Raw genomic sequence first — 17,288 nt, 5'->3', positions numbered from 1 at the left:
CTTGTTTTACCAAGCCTGTTTTGTGTTGTCTTGTCACTCATTCAACACCAATGTCAAAGACATTTGGGCGTTGTATGGTTAAGCCTCACGGGCAATTAGTACAGGTTAGCTTAACGCCTTGCAACGCTTCCACACCCTGCCTATCTACGTCGTAGTCTTCAACAACCCTTTAGGACAGTTAAACTGTCAGGGATGACTCATCTTGGGGCTCGCTTCCCGCTTAGATGCTTTCAGCGGTTATCGATTCCGAACGTAGCTACCGGGCAATGCCTTTGGCAAAACAACCCGAACACCAGCGGTTCGTCCACTCCGGTCCTCTCGTACTAGGAGCAGCTCCCCTCAATCATCCAACGCCCACACCAGATAGGGACCGAACTGTCTCACGACGTTCTAAACCCAGCTCGCGTACCACTTTAAATGGCGAACAGCCATACCCTTGGGACCGACTTCAGCCCCAGGATGTGATGAGCCGACATCGAGGTGCCAAACACCGCCGTCGATATGAACTCTTGGGCGGTATCAGCCTGTTATCCCCGGAGTACCTTTTATCCGTTGAGCGATGGCCCTTCCATACAGAACCACCGGATCACTATGACCTACTTTCGTACCTGCTCGACGTGTCTGTCTCGCAGTTAAGCTAGCTTATGCCATTGCACTAACCTCACGATGTCCGACCGTGATTAGCTAACCTTCGTGCTCCTCCGTTACTCTTTGGGAGGAGACCGCCCCAGTCAAACTACCCACCAGACACTGTCCACAATCCCGATTAGGGACCTATGTTAGAACATCAAATATACAAGGGTGGTATTTCAAAGGTGGCTCCACACAATCTAGCGACTGTGCTTCAAAGCCTCCCACCTATTCTACACATGTAGATTCAATGTTCAGTGCCAAGCTGTAGTAAAGGTTCACGGGGTCTTTCCGTCTAGGTGCGGGTACACAGCATCTTCACTGCGATTTCAATTTCACTGAGTCTCGGGTGGAGACAGCGTGGCCATGGTTACACCATTCGTGCAGGTCGGAACTTACCCGACAAGGAATTTCGCTACCTTAGGACCGTTATAGTTACGGCCGCCGTTTACCGGGGCTTCGATCAAGAGCTTCGCTTACGCTAACCCCATCAATTAACCTTCCGGCACCGGGCAGGTGTCACACCGTATACGTCATCTTGCGATTTAGCACAGTGCTGTGTTTTTAATAAACAGTCCCAGCCACCTGGTCACTGCGACCCCCATTCGCTTACGGAGCAAGTCCTTCACAAACAGGGGCGTACCTTCTCCCGAAGTTACGGTACTATTTTGCCGAGTTCCTTCACCCGAGTTCTCTCAAGCGCCTTAGTATTCTCTACCTGACCACCTGTGTCGGTTTGGGGTACGGTTCGATATATCATAAGTTTAGAGGCTTTTCCTGGAAGCATGGCATCAACAACTTCAACACCGTGGTGTCTCGTCTCGTGTCTCAGGCTAATAGAATTCCGGATTTACCTAAAATTCTACCCTACGCACTTTCACTTGGATAACCAACACCAAGCTTGCCTAGCCTTCTCCGTCCCCCCTTCACTGATATACCAAGTACGGAAATATTAATCCGTTTCCCATCGACTACGCATTTCTGCCTCGCCTTAGGGGCCGACTTACCCTGCCCTGATTAGCATGGGACAGGAAACCTTGGTCTTCCGGCGTGGGGGTTTTTCACCCCCATTATCGTTACTCATGTCAGCATTCGCACTTGTGATATGTCCAGCTCGCCTCACAGCTCACCTTCAACCACTTACACAACGCTCCCCTACCATGTCTACAAAGTAGACATCCGCAGCTTCGGTATATTGCTTAGCCCCGTTACATCTTCCGCGCAGGCCGACTCGACTAGTGAGCTATTACGCTTTCTTTAAAGGGTGGCTGCTTCTAAGCCAACCTCCTAGCTGTCTTAGCCTTCCCACATCGTTTCCCACTTAGCAATATTTTGGGACCTTAGCTGGCGGTCTGGGTTGTTTCCCTCTTCACGACGGACGTTAGCACCCGCCGTGTGTCTCCCGGATATCACTCATTGGTATTCGGAGTTTGCAAAGGGTTGGTAAGTCGGGATGACCCCCTAGCCTTAACAGTGCTCTACCCCCAATGGTGTTCGTCCGAGGCGCTACCTAAATAGCTTTCGGGGAGAACCAGCTATCTCCCGGTTTGATTGGCCTTTCACCCCCAGCCACAGGTCATCCCCTAACTTTTCAACGTTAGTGGGTTCGGTCCTCCAGTTGATGTTACTCAACCTTCAACCTGCCCATGGCTAGATCACCGGGTTTCGGGTCTATACCTTGCAACTAAACGCGCAGTTAACGCTCGCTTTCACTACGGCTCCCCTAATCGGTTAACCTCGCTACAAAATATAAGTCGCTGACCCATTATACAAAAGGTACGCAGTCACAGAACAAGTCTGCTCCCACTGCTTGTACGTATACGGTTTCAGGTTCTATTTCACTCCCCTCACAGGGGTTCTTTTCGCCTTTCCCTCACGGTACTGGTTCACTATCGGTCAGTTAGGAGTATTTAGCCTTGGAGGATGGTCCCCCCATTTTCAGTCAAGATAACACGTGTCCCGACCTACTCGATTTCACTTAAAGTTCGCCTTTGTGTACAGGGCTATCACCTTGTATCGCTGTGCTTTCCAACACATTCCACTGGCTTACAATTAGCTTAAGGGCTAATCCCCGTTCGCTCGCCGCTACTAGGGGAATCTCGGTTGATTTCTTTTCCTAAGGGTACTTAGATGTTTCAGTTCCCCTCGTTTGCCTCATTAACCTATGTATTCAGTTAATGATACCGCCGAAGCGGTGGGTTTCCCCATTCGGATATCTGTGGTTCAAATGCGTTTTGTCAACTCACCACAGCTTTTCGCAGACTTACACGTCCTTCATCGCCTCTAACTGCCTAGGCATCCACCGTATACGCTTAGTCACTTAACCATACAACCCCAAATATCCTACCGCTTTGCTTCCTATGCTGCGTGGCTCTTCAATCTCACTCGGTTACATACAAATACGTATGCGCCCTCATTCGATTTTCGTATCCACTTGCCTAGAAACCAAATCGTTGAATATTCCGTTAAAGACATGAATGATTAACGGTATATTCTTTGGCTTGATTTGCGCCTTTTTATTCACAAATCATAGGTGCTCATTTAAGAGCTTGTGTATGCATGACAAGTACTAATCACAAAATCAGATAGAGTACGCTTGAAGATTACTCTTCAATTATTACTCTTAGTTTTGATTACTTTTATCAGCTTTCCAAATTGTTAAAGAACGTTCGTGCAAAATTATCGAAACAAGAAACGTGAACGTGTGAACACTGATTCTTGAGATAACATTTGCGCAAGGTGACTATCATTACATGACGTCGCTTACACAATGCACTTTTAAGGTTTAAAAAACCCTAATCAATTTATGCTATTACTACACATATTGATTAAGGTGCTTACTTCCTTTTGAGCAAATCATCGCCACTTAAATAAGTGGTGGAGCTAAGCAGGATCGAACTGCTGACCTCCTGCGTGCAAGGCAGGCGCTCTCCCAGCTGAGCTATAGCCCCTTTGTACGCTGCATATCTTATTCAAATATCAGGTAAAAAGGTTGAAGATGATGAATCTTCGGCCAATTCGTATCTAGGCAAGGCGGATATCGAGGACGTTTAGCCTGCTAAACGACGAGGTATCCAACGCAGCATAGGTGCGAAGTGGTAGGCTTGGGCAGACTTGAACTGCCGACCTCACCCTTATCAGGGGTGCGCTCTAACCAGCTGAGCTACAAGCCTTTCTTGCTTCTGCTTTTCGCCCTACTCTTCGCTTTTAGTTTTCGCTCGCTCGGTTATGTACCACTTGTACATGCCCTCGCTCACTCAAACGTCAGCTCGACTAGAACAAAAATCATCGCAATAAACGATGATTACAGCGCTAAGAGTTTGCTTGAATTACCCAAGCACATCTTTTGCTCTTTCTTTATTAACAACAAAACAATCTGTGTGAACACTGCATCACAAAAGTGATACCTATAGTGTAAGGAGGTGATCCAACCCCAGGTTCCCCTAGGGTTACCTTGTTACGACTTCACCCCAGTCATGAAACACAAAGTGGTAATCGTCCTCCCGAAGGTTAGACTAACTACTTCTTTTGCATCCCACTCCCATGGTGTGACGGGCGGTGTGTACAAGGCCCGGGAACGTATTCACCGCAACATTCTGATTTGCGATTACTAGCGATTCCGACTTCATGGAGTCGAGTTGCAGACTCCAATCCGGACTACGACGAGCTTTAAGGGGTCCGCTCCACATCACTGTCTCGCTTCCCTCTGTACTCGCCATTGTAGCACGTGTGTAGCCCTACTCGTAAGGGCCATGATGACTTGACGTCGTCCCCACCTTCCTCCGGTTTGTCACCGGCAGTCTCCTTAGAGTGCCCAACTAAATGCTGGCAACTAAGGACAAGGGTTGCGCTCGTTGCGGGACTTAACCCAACATCTCACGACACGAGCTGACGACAGCCATGCAGCACCTGTCTCAGAATTCCCGAAGGCACTGAGGCATCTCTGCCAAATTTTCTGGATGTCAAGAGTAGGTAAGGTTCTTCGCGTTGCATCGAATTAAACCACATGCTCCACCGCTTGTGCGGGCCCCCGTCAATTCATTTGAGTTTTAACCTTGCGGCCGTACTCCCCAGGCGGTCTACTTATCGCGTTAGCTTCGCTACTCACGGATAAAATCCACAAACAGCTAGTAGACAGCGTTTACGGTGTGGACTACCAGGGTATCTAATCCTGTTCGCTACCCACACTTTCGCACATGAGCGTCAGTCTTTGGCCAGGGAGTCGCCTTCGCCACTGATGTTCCTCCAGATATCTACGCATTTCACCGCTACACCTGGAATTCCACTCCCCTCTCCAAGACTCTAGTCGTACAGTTCTAAATGACCGTCCCAGGTTGAGCCCGGGGCTTTCACATCTAGCTTATACAACCGCCTGCGTGCGCTTTACGCCCAGTAATTCCGATTAACGCTCGCACCCTCCGTATTACCGCGGCTGCTGGCACGGAGTTAGCCGGTGCTTCTTCTGTTGCTAACGTCACAGCTGATGGGTATTAACCATCAACCTTTCCTCACAACTGAAAGTGCTTTACAACCCGAAGGCCTTCTTCACACACGCGGCATGGCTGCATCAGGGTTTCCCCCATTGTGCAATATTCCCCACTGCTGCCTCCCGTAGGAGTCTGGGCCGTGTCTCAGTCCCAGTGTGGCTGATCTTCCTCTCAGAACAGCTAGAGATCGTCGCCTTGGTGGGCTCTTACCCCGCCAACTAGCTAATCTCACCTGGGCTTCTCTTTGCGCGAGAGCTAAAAGCCCCCTTTGGTCCGTAGACGTTATGCGGTATTAGCTATCGTTTCCAATAGTTATCCCCCACACAAAGGCAAATTCCCAGGCATTACTCACCCGTCCGCCACTCGTCAGCAACTAGCAAGCTAGTTCTGCTACCGTTCGACTTGCATGTGTTAGGCCTGCCGCCAGCGTTCAATCTGAGCCATGATCAAACTCTTCAATTAAAGTTTCGAAATATGAATTTTTTTGGTAAACACTCTTATAATGAGTGTCCACACAGATTGTCTTGTTATCAATTGTTAAAGAACGTTTTGAGCTAATCTTGCCAGCAAATATGTAAACATTATCACTTGGCTTTCTTGCTCAAGGTAAGCGTCGCATTTGACGTCACCCGATAAATCTTTTTCCTTGCTGAAGCTTGACCCTAAGGTCTCTCTCAAGCGGGAGGCGTATTCTACACTCTCCGGATTCGGTGTCAACTTAATAATTTAATTTATTTAGTTGCCATCTAACTTTAATTTCTATTCCCCCTCTTGGTGTTCCAAGGTGGTTTGTATGTCCCTCAAAGCTGGGCGGCATTGTAGAGAAATTTGATTTAAGGTCAAGAGAGTTTTTGAAAAAAAGTGAAATTAAATGATATCTTTAAAGTTATTGATTATTTAACCATCAACCAGTAAAAAGGGTGTTATATATGTTAAATAACTGTTACGTTTGAACTCTTTTAAGATAAGGATATCTAAGAATTGTTGTATTGACCTAATTAGGTGTCATAAATTATGAAGTTAGTCCCAGTCGCGATAATTACTTGTGCCATTTTAAGTGCTCAAGCTTATGCCATAAATGTTAATGGTGAAGAGAAAGAGCAAGACTCCCAGTTAACCACAGCATTTGTTCAAAAACAGGTTGAGCAATCGATGTCGATTGGCCGTGCTATAAAAAGCATTATTAGTCATTATCCTCGAGATGCCATTACTGTAGTAAGTACAGCTTTGGATCTTTACCCAGAAAACTATAAAGAAATTATTCATGCAGCTATTTCTGCTGAGCCAGCATTAACTGGTGAAGTAGTTACCTTGGCAATCGAAAAAGGTATTAGTAGCTGTTCAAGCATAGTTGAAACAGCGATAAATGCAGAACCCAGTTATGTAGACTTCATAGTTAGAGCTGCTGCCTACGCTACCCCAGACGAGTTGGGTGAGATCGTAAGAATAGCGGTAGAAACAGAACCAGATTCTGCTGATAACATTGTCCATACTCTGACCAAAGCTCATCCGAATGAGATGGTAGAGATTATAAAGACAGCAATCAGTACAGTGCCCTTTGTCGGAGAGTATGTTGTTGATGCCTTATTAGCAGCCTATCCAGATGAAGCTGAACAAGTTGTTACCACCGCATTAATTGAATCAGCAAGGGAACAAGAGAGCGTCAGACGAATATTAGTGACTGCGATGAATGCGGGAGTAAGTCCAGAAGACCTAATGATATATGCTAAAAATGCTGGTGCGAATGAAGAGCAACTAGCTTTTATCGCAAGCCAATAGTTCAATGTAGAAATAAAGATATAAAAAAGCCGAGCTATTGCTCGGCTTTTTAGTAGGTGCAGTATTACTCCGCTGTTACTTCTTCAGCTTCTTCAACTTCTTCAGTAACTGGGCGATCTACTAATTCAACATAAGCCATAGGTGCGTTATCACCAGAACGGAAACCACATTTTAAAATGCGAATATAACCGCCTGGGCGAGCTTCATAGCGCGGACCAAGTTCATTGAACAACTTACCTACAACCTCTTTATCACCAGTGCGTGCCATAGCCAAACGGCGATTAGCAACACTGTCTTGCTTAGCAAGTGTGATTAGAGGCTCGATTACGCGACGCAATTCTTTAGCCTTAGGCAACGTAGTCTTAATAACTTCGTGCTTAACCAAAGAGCCAGCCATATTTTTGAACATAGCTTGACGATGACTGCTGTTGCGATTTAACTGACGACCACTGTTACGATGGCGCATAGCTCTATCCTTCTTTACAAATCAGTTTATCTTGCGACCTGATTAATCTTTTTCTGCGATACTCTCTGGGGGCCAGTTTTCAAGGCGCATCCCCAAAGATAGACCACGAGATGCCAACACGTCTTTAATCTCAGTAAGAGATTTCTTACCCAAGTTAGGTGTTTTTAACAACTCAACTTCGGTGCGTTGCACCAGGTCACCAATGTACTGGATAGCTTCTGCTTTCAAGCAGTTAGCTGAACGTACCGTAAGCTCTAAATCATCAACTGGACGAAGAAGAATCGGATCAAATTCCGGTTTCTCTTCTTTTTCAACTGGCTCAGAGATATCACGGAGTTCTACGAATGCGTCTAATTGTTCTGCAAGAATAGTAGCAGAACGACGAATCGCTTCTTCCGGATCCAAAGTACCATTTGTTTCCATATCAATAATCAATTTGTCTAAATCTGTGCGTTGTTCAACACGGGCAGATTCGACATTGTAAGCAATACGTTCAACCGGACTATATGAAGCATCCACTAACAAACGACCAATAGGTCGATCATCTTCTTCAGAGGAACGGCGTGTTGATGCAGGAACATAGCCACGACCCATTTCCACTTTCACACGCATGCTAATTTCGGCTTCACCGGTTAGCGTACAGATTAAGTGTTCAGGATTAACTATTTCTACATCACCATCATGCTGAATATCACCAGCAGTAACAGGGCCCGCACCAGACTTAACTAAAGTAAGGGTAGCTTCGGTTTTGCCTTCAAGAATTACCGCCAATCCTTTCAGATTAAGCAAAATCTCGATGACATCTTCTTGTACACCTTCTTTGGTGCTGTACTCATGTAATACACCATCGATTTCAACTTCAGTCACCGCGCAACCAGGCATGGATGACAAAAGAATGCGTCGTAGCGCATTGCCAAGAGTGTGACCAAAACCACGCTCTAATGGTTCAAGTGTGACCTTAGCGCGTGTTGGTGATAAGTTTTCTATTTCCACTAACCTAGGTTTTAGGAATTCAGTTACAGAACCCGGCATTGTTTCCTCTCTTGATTATGCTTTACTTAGAGTAAAGTTCGACGATCAACTGTTCGTTAATTTCAGCAGACAAATCAGTTCTTTCTGGAACACGTTTAAAAACGCCTTCCATTTTCTTACTGTCTACTTCAATCCAAGTTGGTTTCTCACGTTGGTCCGCCAATTCTAAAGCAGCAACGATACGCGCTTGCTTTTTAGACTTCTCACGAACGGAAACAACGTCTTCAGCAGAAACGTTAAAAGAAGGTATATTAACAACCTTACCGTTAACCATTATAGCTTTATGGCTTACTAGCTGACGAGCTTCAGCACGTGTACTAGCAAAACCCATACGGTAAACAACATTGTCAAGACGCTGTTCTAAAAGCTGTAACAAGTTTTCACCTGTGTTGCCTTTAAGACGCGCTGCTTCTTTATAATAATTACGGAACTGCTTTTCCAATACGCCATACATACGACGTACTTTTTGCTTTTCACGTAGCTGAACACCATAGTCAGACAAACGGCCACGACGGGCACCATGCTGACCAGGAGCTGTATCTATCTTACATTTCGATTCAATTGCTCGAACGCCACTTTTAAGGAACAAATCTGTTCCTTCGCGACGACTCAGTTTGAGTTTAGGACCCAAATATCTAGCCATGATCTTTCTCCAACTGTCCGTCGATTAAACGCGACGTTTTTTCGGTGGACGACAACCGTTGTGAGGAATAGGCGTCACATCGGTAATATTAGTGATTTTATAACCCGTTGCGTTCAAGGCACGGATCGCAGATTCACGACCTGGACCTGGACCTTTAACGAAAACTTCAAGGTTTTTCAAACCGTAATCCTGAGCAGCAACACCTGCGCGCTCAGCAGCAACCTGTGCAGCAAATGGGGTTGATTTACGTGAACCACGGAAACCAGAACCACCAGACGTTGCCCAAGCCAAGGCGTTGCCTTGACGGTCAGTGATAGTCACTATTGTGTTGTTGAAAGACGCATGGATATGAGCCATACCGTCTGCAACTTGACGTTTTGCGCGCTTACGCGTGCTCTTAGTAGGTGCTTTAGCCATAACTAACCTCGCTTACTTTTTAATTGGCTTACGAGGACCTTTACGGGTACGCGCATTTGTTTTAGTGCGCTGACCACGTAGAGGTAAGCTACGACGGTGGCGTATACCACGGAAGCAACCTAGGTCCATCAAACGTTTGATGTTCATTGATACTTCACGGCGAAGGTCACCCTCTACCATGAATTTCGCGACTTCGTCACGAAGCTTATCAATCGTTGTTTCATCAAGATCTTTAATCTTGGTTGACTCTGCAACACCAGCAGCTTCACAAATGCTTTTCGCACGTGTAGCGCCTACACCGTAGATTGATTGGATCGCAATCACAGTGTGCTTGTGTTCAGGGATGTTAATGCCAGCGATACGGGCCATTAACAGCACTCCTCTTAAATTATTGTCATCAGCCTAAAAAGCCCGATAGGATACTTACCCGATGACCAAATTGCAAATTAAGCTTGAGTGAACCGGTAGTATGACCGAATTCACCCAAAAACCACTTTGATTAGCCTTGCCTTTGCTTATGCTTAGGGTCAGAACTACAAATGATACGTACTACGCCATTGCGTCTTACGACTTTGCAGTTACGGCAAATCTTTTTAACGGATGCACGAACTTTCATATCACCACTCCGTAACGCTTATCTTAGCGGCCGTAGCCTTTAAGATTCGCTTTCTTAAGAACAGATTCATATTGATGTGACATCAAATGAGTCTGCACCTGTGCCATAAAATCCATGATAACCACTACAATAATAAGTAGCGATGTACCGCCAAAATAGAACTGAACGTTCCAGGCGATCAACATGAACTCGGGCACCAAACAAATAAAGGTTATGTAAAGTGCGCCTGCCAAAGTAAGGCGTGTCATTACTTTATCAATGTAGCGAGAGGTTTGCTCACCAGGACGAATACCAGGTACAAAAGCACCAGACTTCTTCAAGTTATCAGCCGTCTCACGCGGGTTAAAAACCAACGCAGTATAGAAGAAACAGAAGAATATAATCGCCGCGGCGTATAACATCACATACAAAGGCTGTCCTGGGGACAACATCAAAGCCACATCCTGTAACCAGGAGAATGACTCATTTTGACCAAACCAACTTGCGATGGTTCCAGGGAACAAAATAATACTTGAAGCAAAGATTGGCGGTATAACACCTGCCATATTTACCTTTAAAGGTAAATGTGTACTTTGAGCTGCAAAAACCTTACGGCCTTGCTGTTTCTTCGCGTAGTTAACTACGATTCGACGCTGACCACGTTCCACAAACACAACAAAGTATGTAATAGCAACAATGATAACACCAATCAGTAGCAACAACAGTACATTTAAATCACCTTGACGAGCCTGTTCCGCAGTCTGACCTATCGCAGTAGGCAAACCGGCAACAATACCAGTGAAGATCAAAATGGAGATACCGTTACCGATACCTCTTTCGGTAATCTGCTCACCCAACCACATTAAAAACATGGTACCGGTGACCAAACTGACTACCGCGGTAAAGTAAAAACCGAAGCCAGGTGCTATGACCAAACCTGAAATCAAGTTTGGCAAGTTAGTCGCGATTCCAATTGCTTGGAAAGTGGCTAATACCAACGTGAAATAACGTGTGTATTGGCTAATTTTGCGACGTCCCGCTTCGCCTTCTTTTTTCAGTTCAATCATTGGCGGATGCACAACTGTGAGCAACTGCATAATAATCGACGCTGAAATATATGGCATAATACCTAGGGCAAGAACCGATGCGCGCTCAAGCGCACCACCTGAAAACATGTTAAACATTTCCACGATGGTACCCTTTTGCTGCTCAAATAACTGAGCAAGCACATTGGCATCAATACCAGGAATAGGTACGTATGAACCGAGTCTAAATACAATGATCGCACCTAGTACAAATAACAATCTTGATTTAAGCTCGCTCAAGCCGCCTTTAGCGCTTGAATCCTGTCCTGGTTTTGCCATCTAGCTTATTCCTCTACTTTACCGCCAGCGGCTTGAATTGCTTCAAGTGCGCCTTTAGTTACCTTTAAACCTTTTACAGTAACTGCACGTGTAATTTCACCACTTTTCATTACTTTGATATTCAACATTTCTTTTTTGACAAGACCTGCTGCTTTCAAAGTTTCAAGTGAAACTACATCACCTTCTACTTTAGCGATTTCTGCTAATGTAACTTGGTCAGTAACCAAAGAAACACGAGACGTAAAACCGAACTTAGGTAGACGGCGTTGGATCGGCATTTGTCCGCCTTCAAAACCAGGCTTAACAGAACCGCCTGAGCGACTCTTTTGACCTTTGTGGCCACGGCCAGCAGTTTTACCAAGACCAGAACCAATACCGCGACCTACGCGCTTACCCGAATTTTTAGCTCCAGGTGCAGGAGCAAGAGTATTTAAACGCATCTGTTACTCCTCCACTATTTCGACCATGTAAAATACACGGTTGATCATGCCACGAACTGACGGGGTGTCTTCCAACTCACGAACATGCCCGATGCGACGTAAACCTAAACCAGTCAATGTAGCTCTGTGCTTAGGTAGACGACCAATAGAGCTTTTTGTTTGCTTTACTTTAATCATCTTAGCCATGTTCAATTACCCCAAAATCTTATCAACAGGCAATCCACGTTTTGCAGCAATACTTTCTGGAGAGTTCATCTCTACCAGAGCATTAATTGTTGCACGAACAACGTTGATTGGGTTTGTTGAGCCGTAGCATTTTGAAAGTACGTTTTGTACACCCGCAACTTCAAGAACTGCACGCATTGCACCACCGGCAATAATACCAGTACCTTCTGATGCTGGTTGCATGTAAACCTTGGAGCCTGAGTGACGTCCTTTAATTGGATGCTGTAGCGTGTTGCCATTAAGATCAACAGTCACAAGATTGCGACGTGCTTTTTCCATAGCCTTTTGGATAGCGGCAGGAACTTCACGTGCCTTACCATAACCAAAACCTACACGACCATTTCCGTCACCAACTACTGTCAAAGCAGTAAAGCTAAAGATACGACCACCTTTAACTACTTTTGATACACGGTTTACAGCGATTAGCTTTTCTAACAGGTCACCCTGTTGTTGAACTTCTACTTTAGCCATAACTAACTCCTAGAACTGAAGGCCTGCTTCACGAGCAGCGTCAGCTAATGCTTTAACTCGACCGTGATATTTGAAACCGCTGCGATCGAATGCAATCGTATTGATGCCTTTTTCGATAGCTCGTTCTGCAATCGCTTTTCCAACTGCCGCTGCAGCTTCAGCATTTCCCGTAGCTTTAAGGGATTTGCGAAGATCTGCTTCAACAGTAGAAGCCGCCGCTAACACTTCAGACCCATTTGGCGCGATTAATTGCGCGTAAATGTGACGTGGTGTGCGGTTAATAACCAAGCGATGCGCGGCCAGTTCACTAATTTTTTTGCGGGCGCGGGTAGCGCGGCGCAAGCGAGCTGATTTCTTATCCATCGTATCACCTACCTACTTTTTCTTAGCTTCTTTACGACGCACAACTTCATCAGAGTAACGAACACCTTTACCTTTATAAGGCTCTGGCGGACGATATCCACGGATGTTAGCTGCAACCTGACCTACCTGCTGCTTATCGGCGCCTTTAACGACGATTTCAGTTTGGGTAGGAGTCTCAACAGAAATACCAGCAGGCATTTCATATACAACAGGGTGAGAGAAACCTAGCGTCAGGTTAAGTTTGCTACCTTGTGCTTGCGCACGGTAACCAACACCTAGAAGCTGTAGTTTTCTTTCGAACCCTTCAGTTACACCCTTAACCATTGAACTCAATAGTGAGCGAGCAGTACCAGCTTGCGCCCAACCGTTAGCTACACCTTCACGAGGTACGGCTTTAAGTTGGTTGTCTTCTTGTACTACTTCAACTGCATCATTGAATACACGGCTAAGTGAACCATTTTTACCTTTAACTGTGACTTCCTGACCAGCGATAGAAATTTCTACGCCAGATAGGATTTCGACAGGAGCTTTTGCTACACGTGACATAATATTCCCCTTGTTACGCTACATAACCGATGATCTCACCGCCCATGCCAGCTTTACGAGCTGCACGGTCAGTCATCACACCTTTTGAGGTAGACACGATAGCTATGCCCAAACCACCCATCACTTTAGGAAGCTCATCTTTTTTCTTATAGATGCGCAAACCAGGACGGCTGACTCGTTCAATGCTCTCAATTACTTTTTTGCCTTCGAAGTACTTAAGCGCAACTTCGATTACAGGCTTAACGTCACCAGTGACAGCAAAATCGCCAATGTAACCTTCTTCTTTCAAAACTTTAGCGATTGAAACGCGAAGCTTTGAAGAAGGCATAGTTACACTAACTTTGCTAGCCATTTGGCCGTTACGAATGCGGGTAAACATATCCGCGATAGGATCTTGCATGCTCATATTAGGCTACTCCTTACCAGCTGGCTTTTTTAAGGCCAGGCACTTCACCGCGCATAGCTGCTTCACGCAACTTGATACGGCTTAGGCCAAATTTGCGTAGGAAACCATGTGGACGACCAGTTACACGGCAACGATTTTGTTTGCGTGATAAACTAGAGTCACGTGGAAGTTGTTGTAGCTTTAGAACAGCATCCCAACGTTCTTCTTCAGAAACGTTAACATCGCTGATAATAGCTTTAAGCTCGGCACGCTTAGTTGCGTACTTTGCTACAAGCTTGGCGCGTTTTACTTCGCGCGCTTTCATTGATTCTTTTGCCATAACCCTACACCTTATTTTCTAAACGGGAAGTTGAACGCTGTTAACAGCGCGCGAGCTTCCTCATCTGAGTTAGCGCTGGTAGTGATAGTAATATCCATACCGCGAATTTTATCAACTTTATCAAAGTCGATCTCAGGGAAGATAATTTGTTCACGTACACCCATGCTATAGTTACCACGGCCATCGAATGATTTACCATTCAAACCACGGAAGTCACGGATACGAGGAATTGCGATTGAAATCAAACGCTCTAAAAATTCCCACATACGTTCGCCACGTAGGGTTACCTTACAGCCAATCGGATAACCTTCACGGATTTTAAAACCCGCGACGGATTTACGAGCAACAGTAACAATAGGTTTTTGTCCAGCAATCGCAGCCATATCAGCCTGCGCGTTTTCCAAAACTTTCTTGTCCGCTACCGCTTCACCTAAACCCATGTTTAAGGTGATTTTTTCGATCCGAGGGACTTGCATGACGCTTTTGTAGTCGAACTGCTTCGCAAGTTCGCCCACTACTGTTTCTTTATAGAAATCATGCAGTTTCGCCATCGTACACTCCAATTAATTAAACAAGTTCGCCGTTAGATTTAAAGAAACGAACTTTCTTTTCATCTTCAACACGGAAACCAATGCGATCTGCTTTACCCGTCGCCGGGTTAACAACCGCTACATTAGATACGTGAATTGCTGCTTCCTTCTCAATAATGCCACCAGGGACATTAAGTTGAGGATTAGGCTTTTGGTGTTTCTTCACCAAATTCACACCTTCAATTATTAGCTTTTCATCTGACACTAGTACTTTCAGGACTTTGCCTTGTTTACCTTTGTCTTTACCAGCTAATACGACTACTTCATCATCACGACGAATTTTTCTAGCCATTATCGTGACTCCTTATAGTACCTCTGGGGCCAAAGAAATGATCTTCATGAAGCTATCTCCACGAAGTTCACGCGTGACCGGGCCAAAGATACGCGTACCAATAGGTTGCTTGTTTGCATTAAGCAAAACAGCTGCGTTATTATCAAAACGGATGGTAGAACCATCTGCACGACGAACGCCTTTCCTAGTACGCACCACCACTGCATTCAGTACGTCACCTTTTTTTACTTTGCCACGAGGAATTGCTTCCTTGACAGTAACTTTGATGATGTCACCGATATGTGCATAACGGCGATGCGAGCCACCAAGAACCTTAATACACTGAACCCTGCGAGCGCCGGAGTTGTCGGCAACATCCAGGTTAGTTTGCATTTGGATCATGTTAGTGCTCCGCTGTTAAAATTTAAGACCCTTGTGGGCCGTTTAAGCTGCAAAAAGGCAATTTCGTTTGGCTTTTAAATTCCAGAAACTTGCTGCCTTTTTATACATACCCCCTATAAAAAGGGCGCGAAATGATAACAGAAAAGAATCACAGAAGGTAGGGGAATATTAAAAAAACTTACATTCAGAGAAAAACTGCTTTCACCCTGACAATATGGGGGAAGAGTCTGACTTATAAAGGGTTATTGGTAAATAAATAAGCTATTTAGGCTAAAAATACGAAAAAGAAAAAAATAAATAAATGATTCATTCAGTGTTTTTCACGCTCAAATGAGATTTATTAGCTAAAAAAATGCCTATTCAAAAAATAATCAAAAAAAATCGGCTCATGGTGAGCCGATTATTATACTACTAATATTCGCTGAACTATTTAAGCAGCGATATTTTGTAACCAGTTGGTGAATCCAGAGATTCTTCAATAGTAATAATATAGTTTATTTCTTCGTTCAAACCAAGCAACACGGTCCGGTCAAGCAATACCTGAGTATCTTCATTATCATCAAATACAGCCACCAATTCATAAAAGTCACTTGGCAGGGTAACGGTTTTGCTTTCGCCGAAATCGATACTTGAAATAAGATACTGAGCAGATTCTATGGTTTCGTCCTTACGTACGAAATACAAATCCACATCGGTAAAATCAGATACTAAATTAGCTGCAACTACTTGCTTGTCATAAACCTGAGGCTGCGTACTTTCATTAAATGATAACGATGTTAGTGCGTCATTTTCATTTTGGTAAATCAGTATCGCTTTGCTTGCCCCCTGGCTAAGGGTAACTAGTCTATTGTTAAAGTTAAGCGTAGCGTCACTGTTAGATGTGGCCGTCAAACGATAATCACCAAATTGTACTTCGGTGAAGTCAGTTTTACTATTAGCCGCTAAATCAACGCTAGGATTAGTATCGCCATTACCGTTCAAGCTAACCGTAATCCCGTCGTTGTCTAGACTGTTGTAAATTCTGTATTGAGCACTGGCATCAACATCATCATAGTTAGATACCGTTGATGAATTTAGCACCAAGTCAACTTCAACACCGCTTTGCAGCGCACCGCTACTACCACGGATAATCAGCACATATTCTGTGGCGAATTGAAATGTAATGGTGTTACTTTCAAATATCACATCGGTAGAACCCGGTTCAGTAAGATAAATGGTATAGCTACCTTCATTGAAATCATCAACTTCATCAGGCGCCCAATATTCCATTTCTTCGAAGCCTTCGTAATTTACCGTAGCTAACAAGTTAGCCTGTTCGAAAGGTGCACCAGATTCACTCATGTACAAATCGTAGCTGCTTTGATCCGCGACTACAGACATTGCAAACAAACGGAAGTGATCACTTAGCTCTTCACGAGTAAAACGATACTCATTAAACGTTGGGCTGGCGAAGTCACCAGTCATTACTACTAAGGTTTTTTGACCATTTGGAATATCAACGTCACGGGTCTCAAGAATGACTTCCTGATCGTCAGAATCGGTTCTGAAAAACTCTATTTCCGTGAATCCGCCATCAACACCAATCAAACTGGTAGAGTCACCATATGAAGATGAGCCTCTGATTGTAGATTTTTCAGTGCCGCGCATGGTGGTTAATGCGCTGTTGGCTGAACCGTTATAAAACTGAATATAGGCAGACGAGAACTCTTGGTTACCATCGTCTGAGCTACTGCAGGCGGTTAACCCTGTGGCCAACACTATACCCATCAGGGCAAAACTCACTTTACTTCGCATTAAAACACTATCCTTTAATTAACAAGCGCAATAACAAATTGCGGGAAT

General features: G+C 44.8%; 19 protein-coding genes, 2 tRNA genes and 2 rRNA genes. 1 reads left to right on the top strand and 22 read right to left on the bottom strand.

The window, feature by feature from the left end; all coding sequences use genetic code 11:
* Nucleotides 1-74 precede the first annotated feature (74 nt).
* The 4 genes from QR722_RS03805 to QR722_RS03790 all read right to left on the bottom strand — a co-directional run bounded on the left by QR722_RS03805 (nt 75) and on the right by QR722_RS03790 (nt 5,579).
* A 23S ribosomal RNA gene (locus QR722_RS03805) occupies nt 75-2,956 on the bottom strand.
* A 549-nt stretch (nt 2,957-3,505) separates the two neighbouring features.
* A tRNA-Ala gene (locus QR722_RS03800) sits at nt 3,506-3,581 on the bottom strand.
* A gap of 145 nt (nt 3,582-3,726) precedes the next feature.
* Nucleotides 3,727-3,803: transfer RNA gene (locus QR722_RS03795), tRNA-Ile, on the bottom strand.
* A gap of 242 nt (nt 3,804-4,045) precedes the next feature.
* Nucleotides 4,046-5,579, bottom strand: a 16S ribosomal RNA gene (locus QR722_RS03790).
* Together the 16S and 23S rRNA genes with 2 tRNA genes alongside form the textbook arrangement of a ribosomal RNA operon.
* Nucleotides 5,580-6,131: 552 nt before the next feature.
* Between QR722_RS03790 and QR722_RS03785 the strand changes: the two genes are divergently transcribed.
* A complete protein-coding gene (locus QR722_RS03785; protein WP_286285415.1) occupies nt 6,132-6,896 on the top strand; it encodes a hypothetical protein in 765 nt (254 codons plus the stop codon).
* A gap of 64 nt (nt 6,897-6,960) precedes the next feature.
* On the opposite strand, the gene rplQ is transcribed toward QR722_RS03785, so the two are convergent.
* From rplQ to QR722_RS03695, 18 genes are all read right to left on the bottom strand, one after another.
* The gene (rplQ, locus tag QR722_RS03780) at nt 6,961-7,362 is read right to left on the bottom strand and encodes a 50S ribosomal protein L17 (RefSeq protein ID WP_286285414.1); all 402 of its coding nucleotides are present in this window, start codon (nt 7,360-7,362) and stop codon (nt 6,961-6,963) included.
* A 42-nt stretch (nt 7,363-7,404) separates the two neighbouring features.
* Nucleotides 7,405-8,394 carry a DNA-directed RNA polymerase subunit alpha gene (locus QR722_RS03775; RefSeq protein ID WP_286285413.1) on the bottom strand — a complete coding sequence of 330 codons (990 nt, stop codon included), beginning with the start codon at nt 8,392-8,394 and terminating at the stop codon, nt 7,405-7,407.
* A 22-nt stretch (nt 8,395-8,416) separates the two neighbouring features.
* Nucleotides 8,417-9,037, bottom strand: coding sequence for a 30S ribosomal protein S4 (gene rpsD, locus QR722_RS03770; RefSeq protein WP_286285412.1), 621 nt, complete (start codon nt 9,035-9,037; stop codon nt 8,417-8,419).
* A 24-nt stretch (nt 9,038-9,061) separates the two neighbouring features.
* Entirely contained in the window at nt 9,062-9,454 is a 393-nt protein-coding gene (gene rpsK / locus QR722_RS03765) for a 30S ribosomal protein S11 (protein WP_008846191.1), read from the bottom strand.
* Between the two features lie 12 nt (nt 9,455-9,466).
* Entirely contained in the window at nt 9,467-9,823 is a 357-nt protein-coding gene (rpsM, locus tag QR722_RS03760) for a 30S ribosomal protein S13 (protein WP_286285411.1), read from the bottom strand.
* A 130-nt stretch (nt 9,824-9,953) separates the two neighbouring features.
* Nucleotides 9,954-10,070, bottom strand: coding sequence for a 50S ribosomal protein L36 (rpmJ, locus tag QR722_RS03755; protein WP_286285410.1), 117 nt, complete (start codon nt 10,068-10,070; stop codon nt 9,954-9,956).
* A 23-nt stretch (nt 10,071-10,093) separates the two neighbouring features.
* Nucleotides 10,094-11,413, bottom strand: a complete 1,320-nt coding sequence (gene secY, locus QR722_RS03750; RefSeq protein WP_286285409.1) for a preprotein translocase subunit SecY — start codon at nt 11,411-11,413, stop codon at nt 10,094-10,096.
* A 5-nt stretch (nt 11,414-11,418) separates the two neighbouring features.
* Nucleotides 11,419-11,853 carry a 50S ribosomal protein L15 gene (gene rplO / locus QR722_RS03745; protein ID WP_286285408.1) on the bottom strand — a complete coding sequence of 145 codons (435 nt, stop codon included), beginning with the start codon at nt 11,851-11,853 and terminating at the stop codon, nt 11,419-11,421.
* Nucleotides 11,854-11,856: 3 nt separating this feature from the next.
* Nucleotides 11,857-12,039, bottom strand: coding sequence for a 50S ribosomal protein L30 (gene rpmD, locus QR722_RS03740; protein WP_286285407.1), 183 nt, complete (start codon nt 12,037-12,039; stop codon nt 11,857-11,859).
* Nucleotides 12,040-12,045: 6 nt separating this feature from the next.
* Entirely contained in the window at nt 12,046-12,549 is a 504-nt protein-coding gene (gene rpsE, locus QR722_RS03735) for a 30S ribosomal protein S5 (RefSeq protein WP_286285406.1), read from the bottom strand.
* 9 nt (nt 12,550-12,558) lie between these two features.
* Nucleotides 12,559-12,912: a 50S ribosomal protein L18 gene (rplR, locus tag QR722_RS03730; protein ID WP_286285405.1), complete on the bottom strand. Its 354-nt coding sequence runs from the start codon at nt 12,910-12,912 to the stop codon at nt 12,559-12,561.
* Between the two features lie 12 nt (nt 12,913-12,924).
* Nucleotides 12,925-13,458 carry a 50S ribosomal protein L6 gene (gene rplF, locus QR722_RS03725; RefSeq protein WP_286285404.1) on the bottom strand — a complete coding sequence of 178 codons (534 nt, stop codon included), beginning with the start codon at nt 13,456-13,458 and terminating at the stop codon, nt 12,925-12,927.
* Between the two features lie 13 nt (nt 13,459-13,471).
* Nucleotides 13,472-13,864, bottom strand: coding sequence for a 30S ribosomal protein S8 (gene rpsH, locus QR722_RS03720; RefSeq protein ID WP_286285403.1), 393 nt, complete (start codon nt 13,862-13,864; stop codon nt 13,472-13,474).
* Nucleotides 13,865-13,877: 13 nt separating this feature from the next.
* Nucleotides 13,878-14,183 (bottom strand): 30S ribosomal protein S14, encoded by a 306-nt coding sequence (gene rpsN, locus QR722_RS03715; protein ID WP_286285402.1) that lies wholly within the window; start codon nt 14,181-14,183, stop codon nt 13,878-13,880.
* Between the two features lie 11 nt (nt 14,184-14,194).
* Nucleotides 14,195-14,734 (bottom strand): 50S ribosomal protein L5, encoded by a 540-nt coding sequence (gene rplE / locus QR722_RS03710; RefSeq protein WP_286285401.1) that lies wholly within the window; start codon nt 14,732-14,734, stop codon nt 14,195-14,197.
* Nucleotides 14,735-14,750: 16 nt separating this feature from the next.
* A complete protein-coding gene (gene rplX / locus QR722_RS03705) occupies nt 14,751-15,065 on the bottom strand; it encodes a 50S ribosomal protein L24 (protein WP_286285400.1) in 315 nt (104 codons plus the stop codon).
* A gap of 12 nt (nt 15,066-15,077) precedes the next feature.
* Nucleotides 15,078-15,446 (bottom strand): 50S ribosomal protein L14, encoded by a 369-nt coding sequence (rplN, locus tag QR722_RS03700; protein WP_008846203.1) that lies wholly within the window; start codon nt 15,444-15,446, stop codon nt 15,078-15,080.
* 426 nt (nt 15,447-15,872) lie between these two features.
* Nucleotides 15,873-17,240, bottom strand: coding sequence for a DUF4397 domain-containing protein (locus QR722_RS03695; protein ID WP_286285399.1), 1,368 nt, complete (start codon nt 17,238-17,240; stop codon nt 15,873-15,875).
* Nucleotides 17,241-17,288 lie beyond the last annotated feature (48 nt).

Source organism: Aliiglaciecola sp. LCG003, from assembly GCF_030316135.1.
Taxonomy (GTDB): Bacteria; Pseudomonadota; Gammaproteobacteria; order Enterobacterales; family Alteromonadaceae; genus Aliiglaciecola.
Note: the sequence above shows the minus strand (reverse complement) of the source record. Positions and strands in the feature narration are given on the sequence as shown.

Coding starts and splice junctions, on each gene's coding strand:
- QR722_RS03785 (WP_286285415.1), top strand. CDS start 6,132: ATGAAGTTAGTCCCAGTCGCGATAATTACTTGTGCCATTTTAAGTGCT.
- rpsK (WP_008846191.1), bottom strand. CDS start 9,454: ATGGCTAAAGCACCTACTAAGAGCACGCGTAAGCGCGCAAAACGTCAA.
- rplQ (WP_286285414.1), bottom strand. CDS start 7,362: ATGCGCCATCGTAACAGTGGTCGTCAGTTAAATCGCAACAGCAGTCAT.
- rplX (WP_286285400.1), bottom strand. CDS start 15,065: ATGGCTAGAAAAATTCGTCGTGATGATGAAGTAGTCGTATTAGCTGGT.
- QR722_RS03695 (WP_286285399.1), bottom strand. CDS start 17,240: ATGCGAAGTAAAGTGAGTTTTGCCCTGATGGGTATAGTGTTGGCCACA.
- rpsH (WP_286285403.1), bottom strand. CDS start 13,864: ATGAGCATGCAAGATCCTATCGCGGATATGTTTACCCGCATTCGTAAC.
- rplF (WP_286285404.1), bottom strand. CDS start 13,458: ATGTCACGTGTAGCAAAAGCTCCTGTCGAAATCCTATCTGGCGTAGAA.
- rplO (WP_286285408.1), bottom strand. CDS start 11,853: ATGCGTTTAAATACTCTTGCTCCTGCACCTGGAGCTAAAAATTCGGGT.
- rplN (WP_008846203.1), bottom strand. CDS start 15,446: ATGATCCAAATGCAAACTAACCTGGATGTTGCCGACAACTCCGGCGCT.
- rpsD (WP_286285412.1), bottom strand. CDS start 9,037: ATGGCTAGATATTTGGGTCCTAAACTCAAACTGAGTCGTCGCGAAGGA.
- rpmD (WP_286285407.1), bottom strand. CDS start 12,039: ATGGCTAAGATGATTAAAGTAAAGCAAACAAAAAGCTCTATTGGTCGT.
- secY (WP_286285409.1), bottom strand. CDS start 11,413: ATGGCAAAACCAGGACAGGATTCAAGCGCTAAAGGCGGCTTGAGCGAG.
- rplR (WP_286285405.1), bottom strand. CDS start 12,912: ATGGATAAGAAATCAGCTCGCTTGCGCCGCGCTACCCGCGCCCGCAAA.
- rpmJ (WP_286285410.1), bottom strand. CDS start 10,070: ATGAAAGTTCGTGCATCCGTTAAAAAGATTTGCCGTAACTGCAAAGTC.
- rpsN (WP_286285402.1), bottom strand. CDS start 14,183: ATGGCAAAAGAATCAATGAAAGCGCGCGAAGTAAAACGCGCCAAGCTT.
- QR722_RS03775 (WP_286285413.1), bottom strand. CDS start 8,394: ATGCCGGGTTCTGTAACTGAATTCCTAAAACCTAGGTTAGTGGAAATA.
- rpsM (WP_286285411.1), bottom strand. CDS start 9,823: ATGGCCCGTATCGCTGGCATTAACATCCCTGAACACAAGCACACTGTG.
- rplE (WP_286285401.1), bottom strand. CDS start 14,734: ATGGCGAAACTGCATGATTTCTATAAAGAAACAGTAGTGGGCGAACTT.
- rpsE (WP_286285406.1), bottom strand. CDS start 12,549: ATGGCTAAAGTAGAAGTTCAACAACAGGGTGACCTGTTAGAAAAGCTA.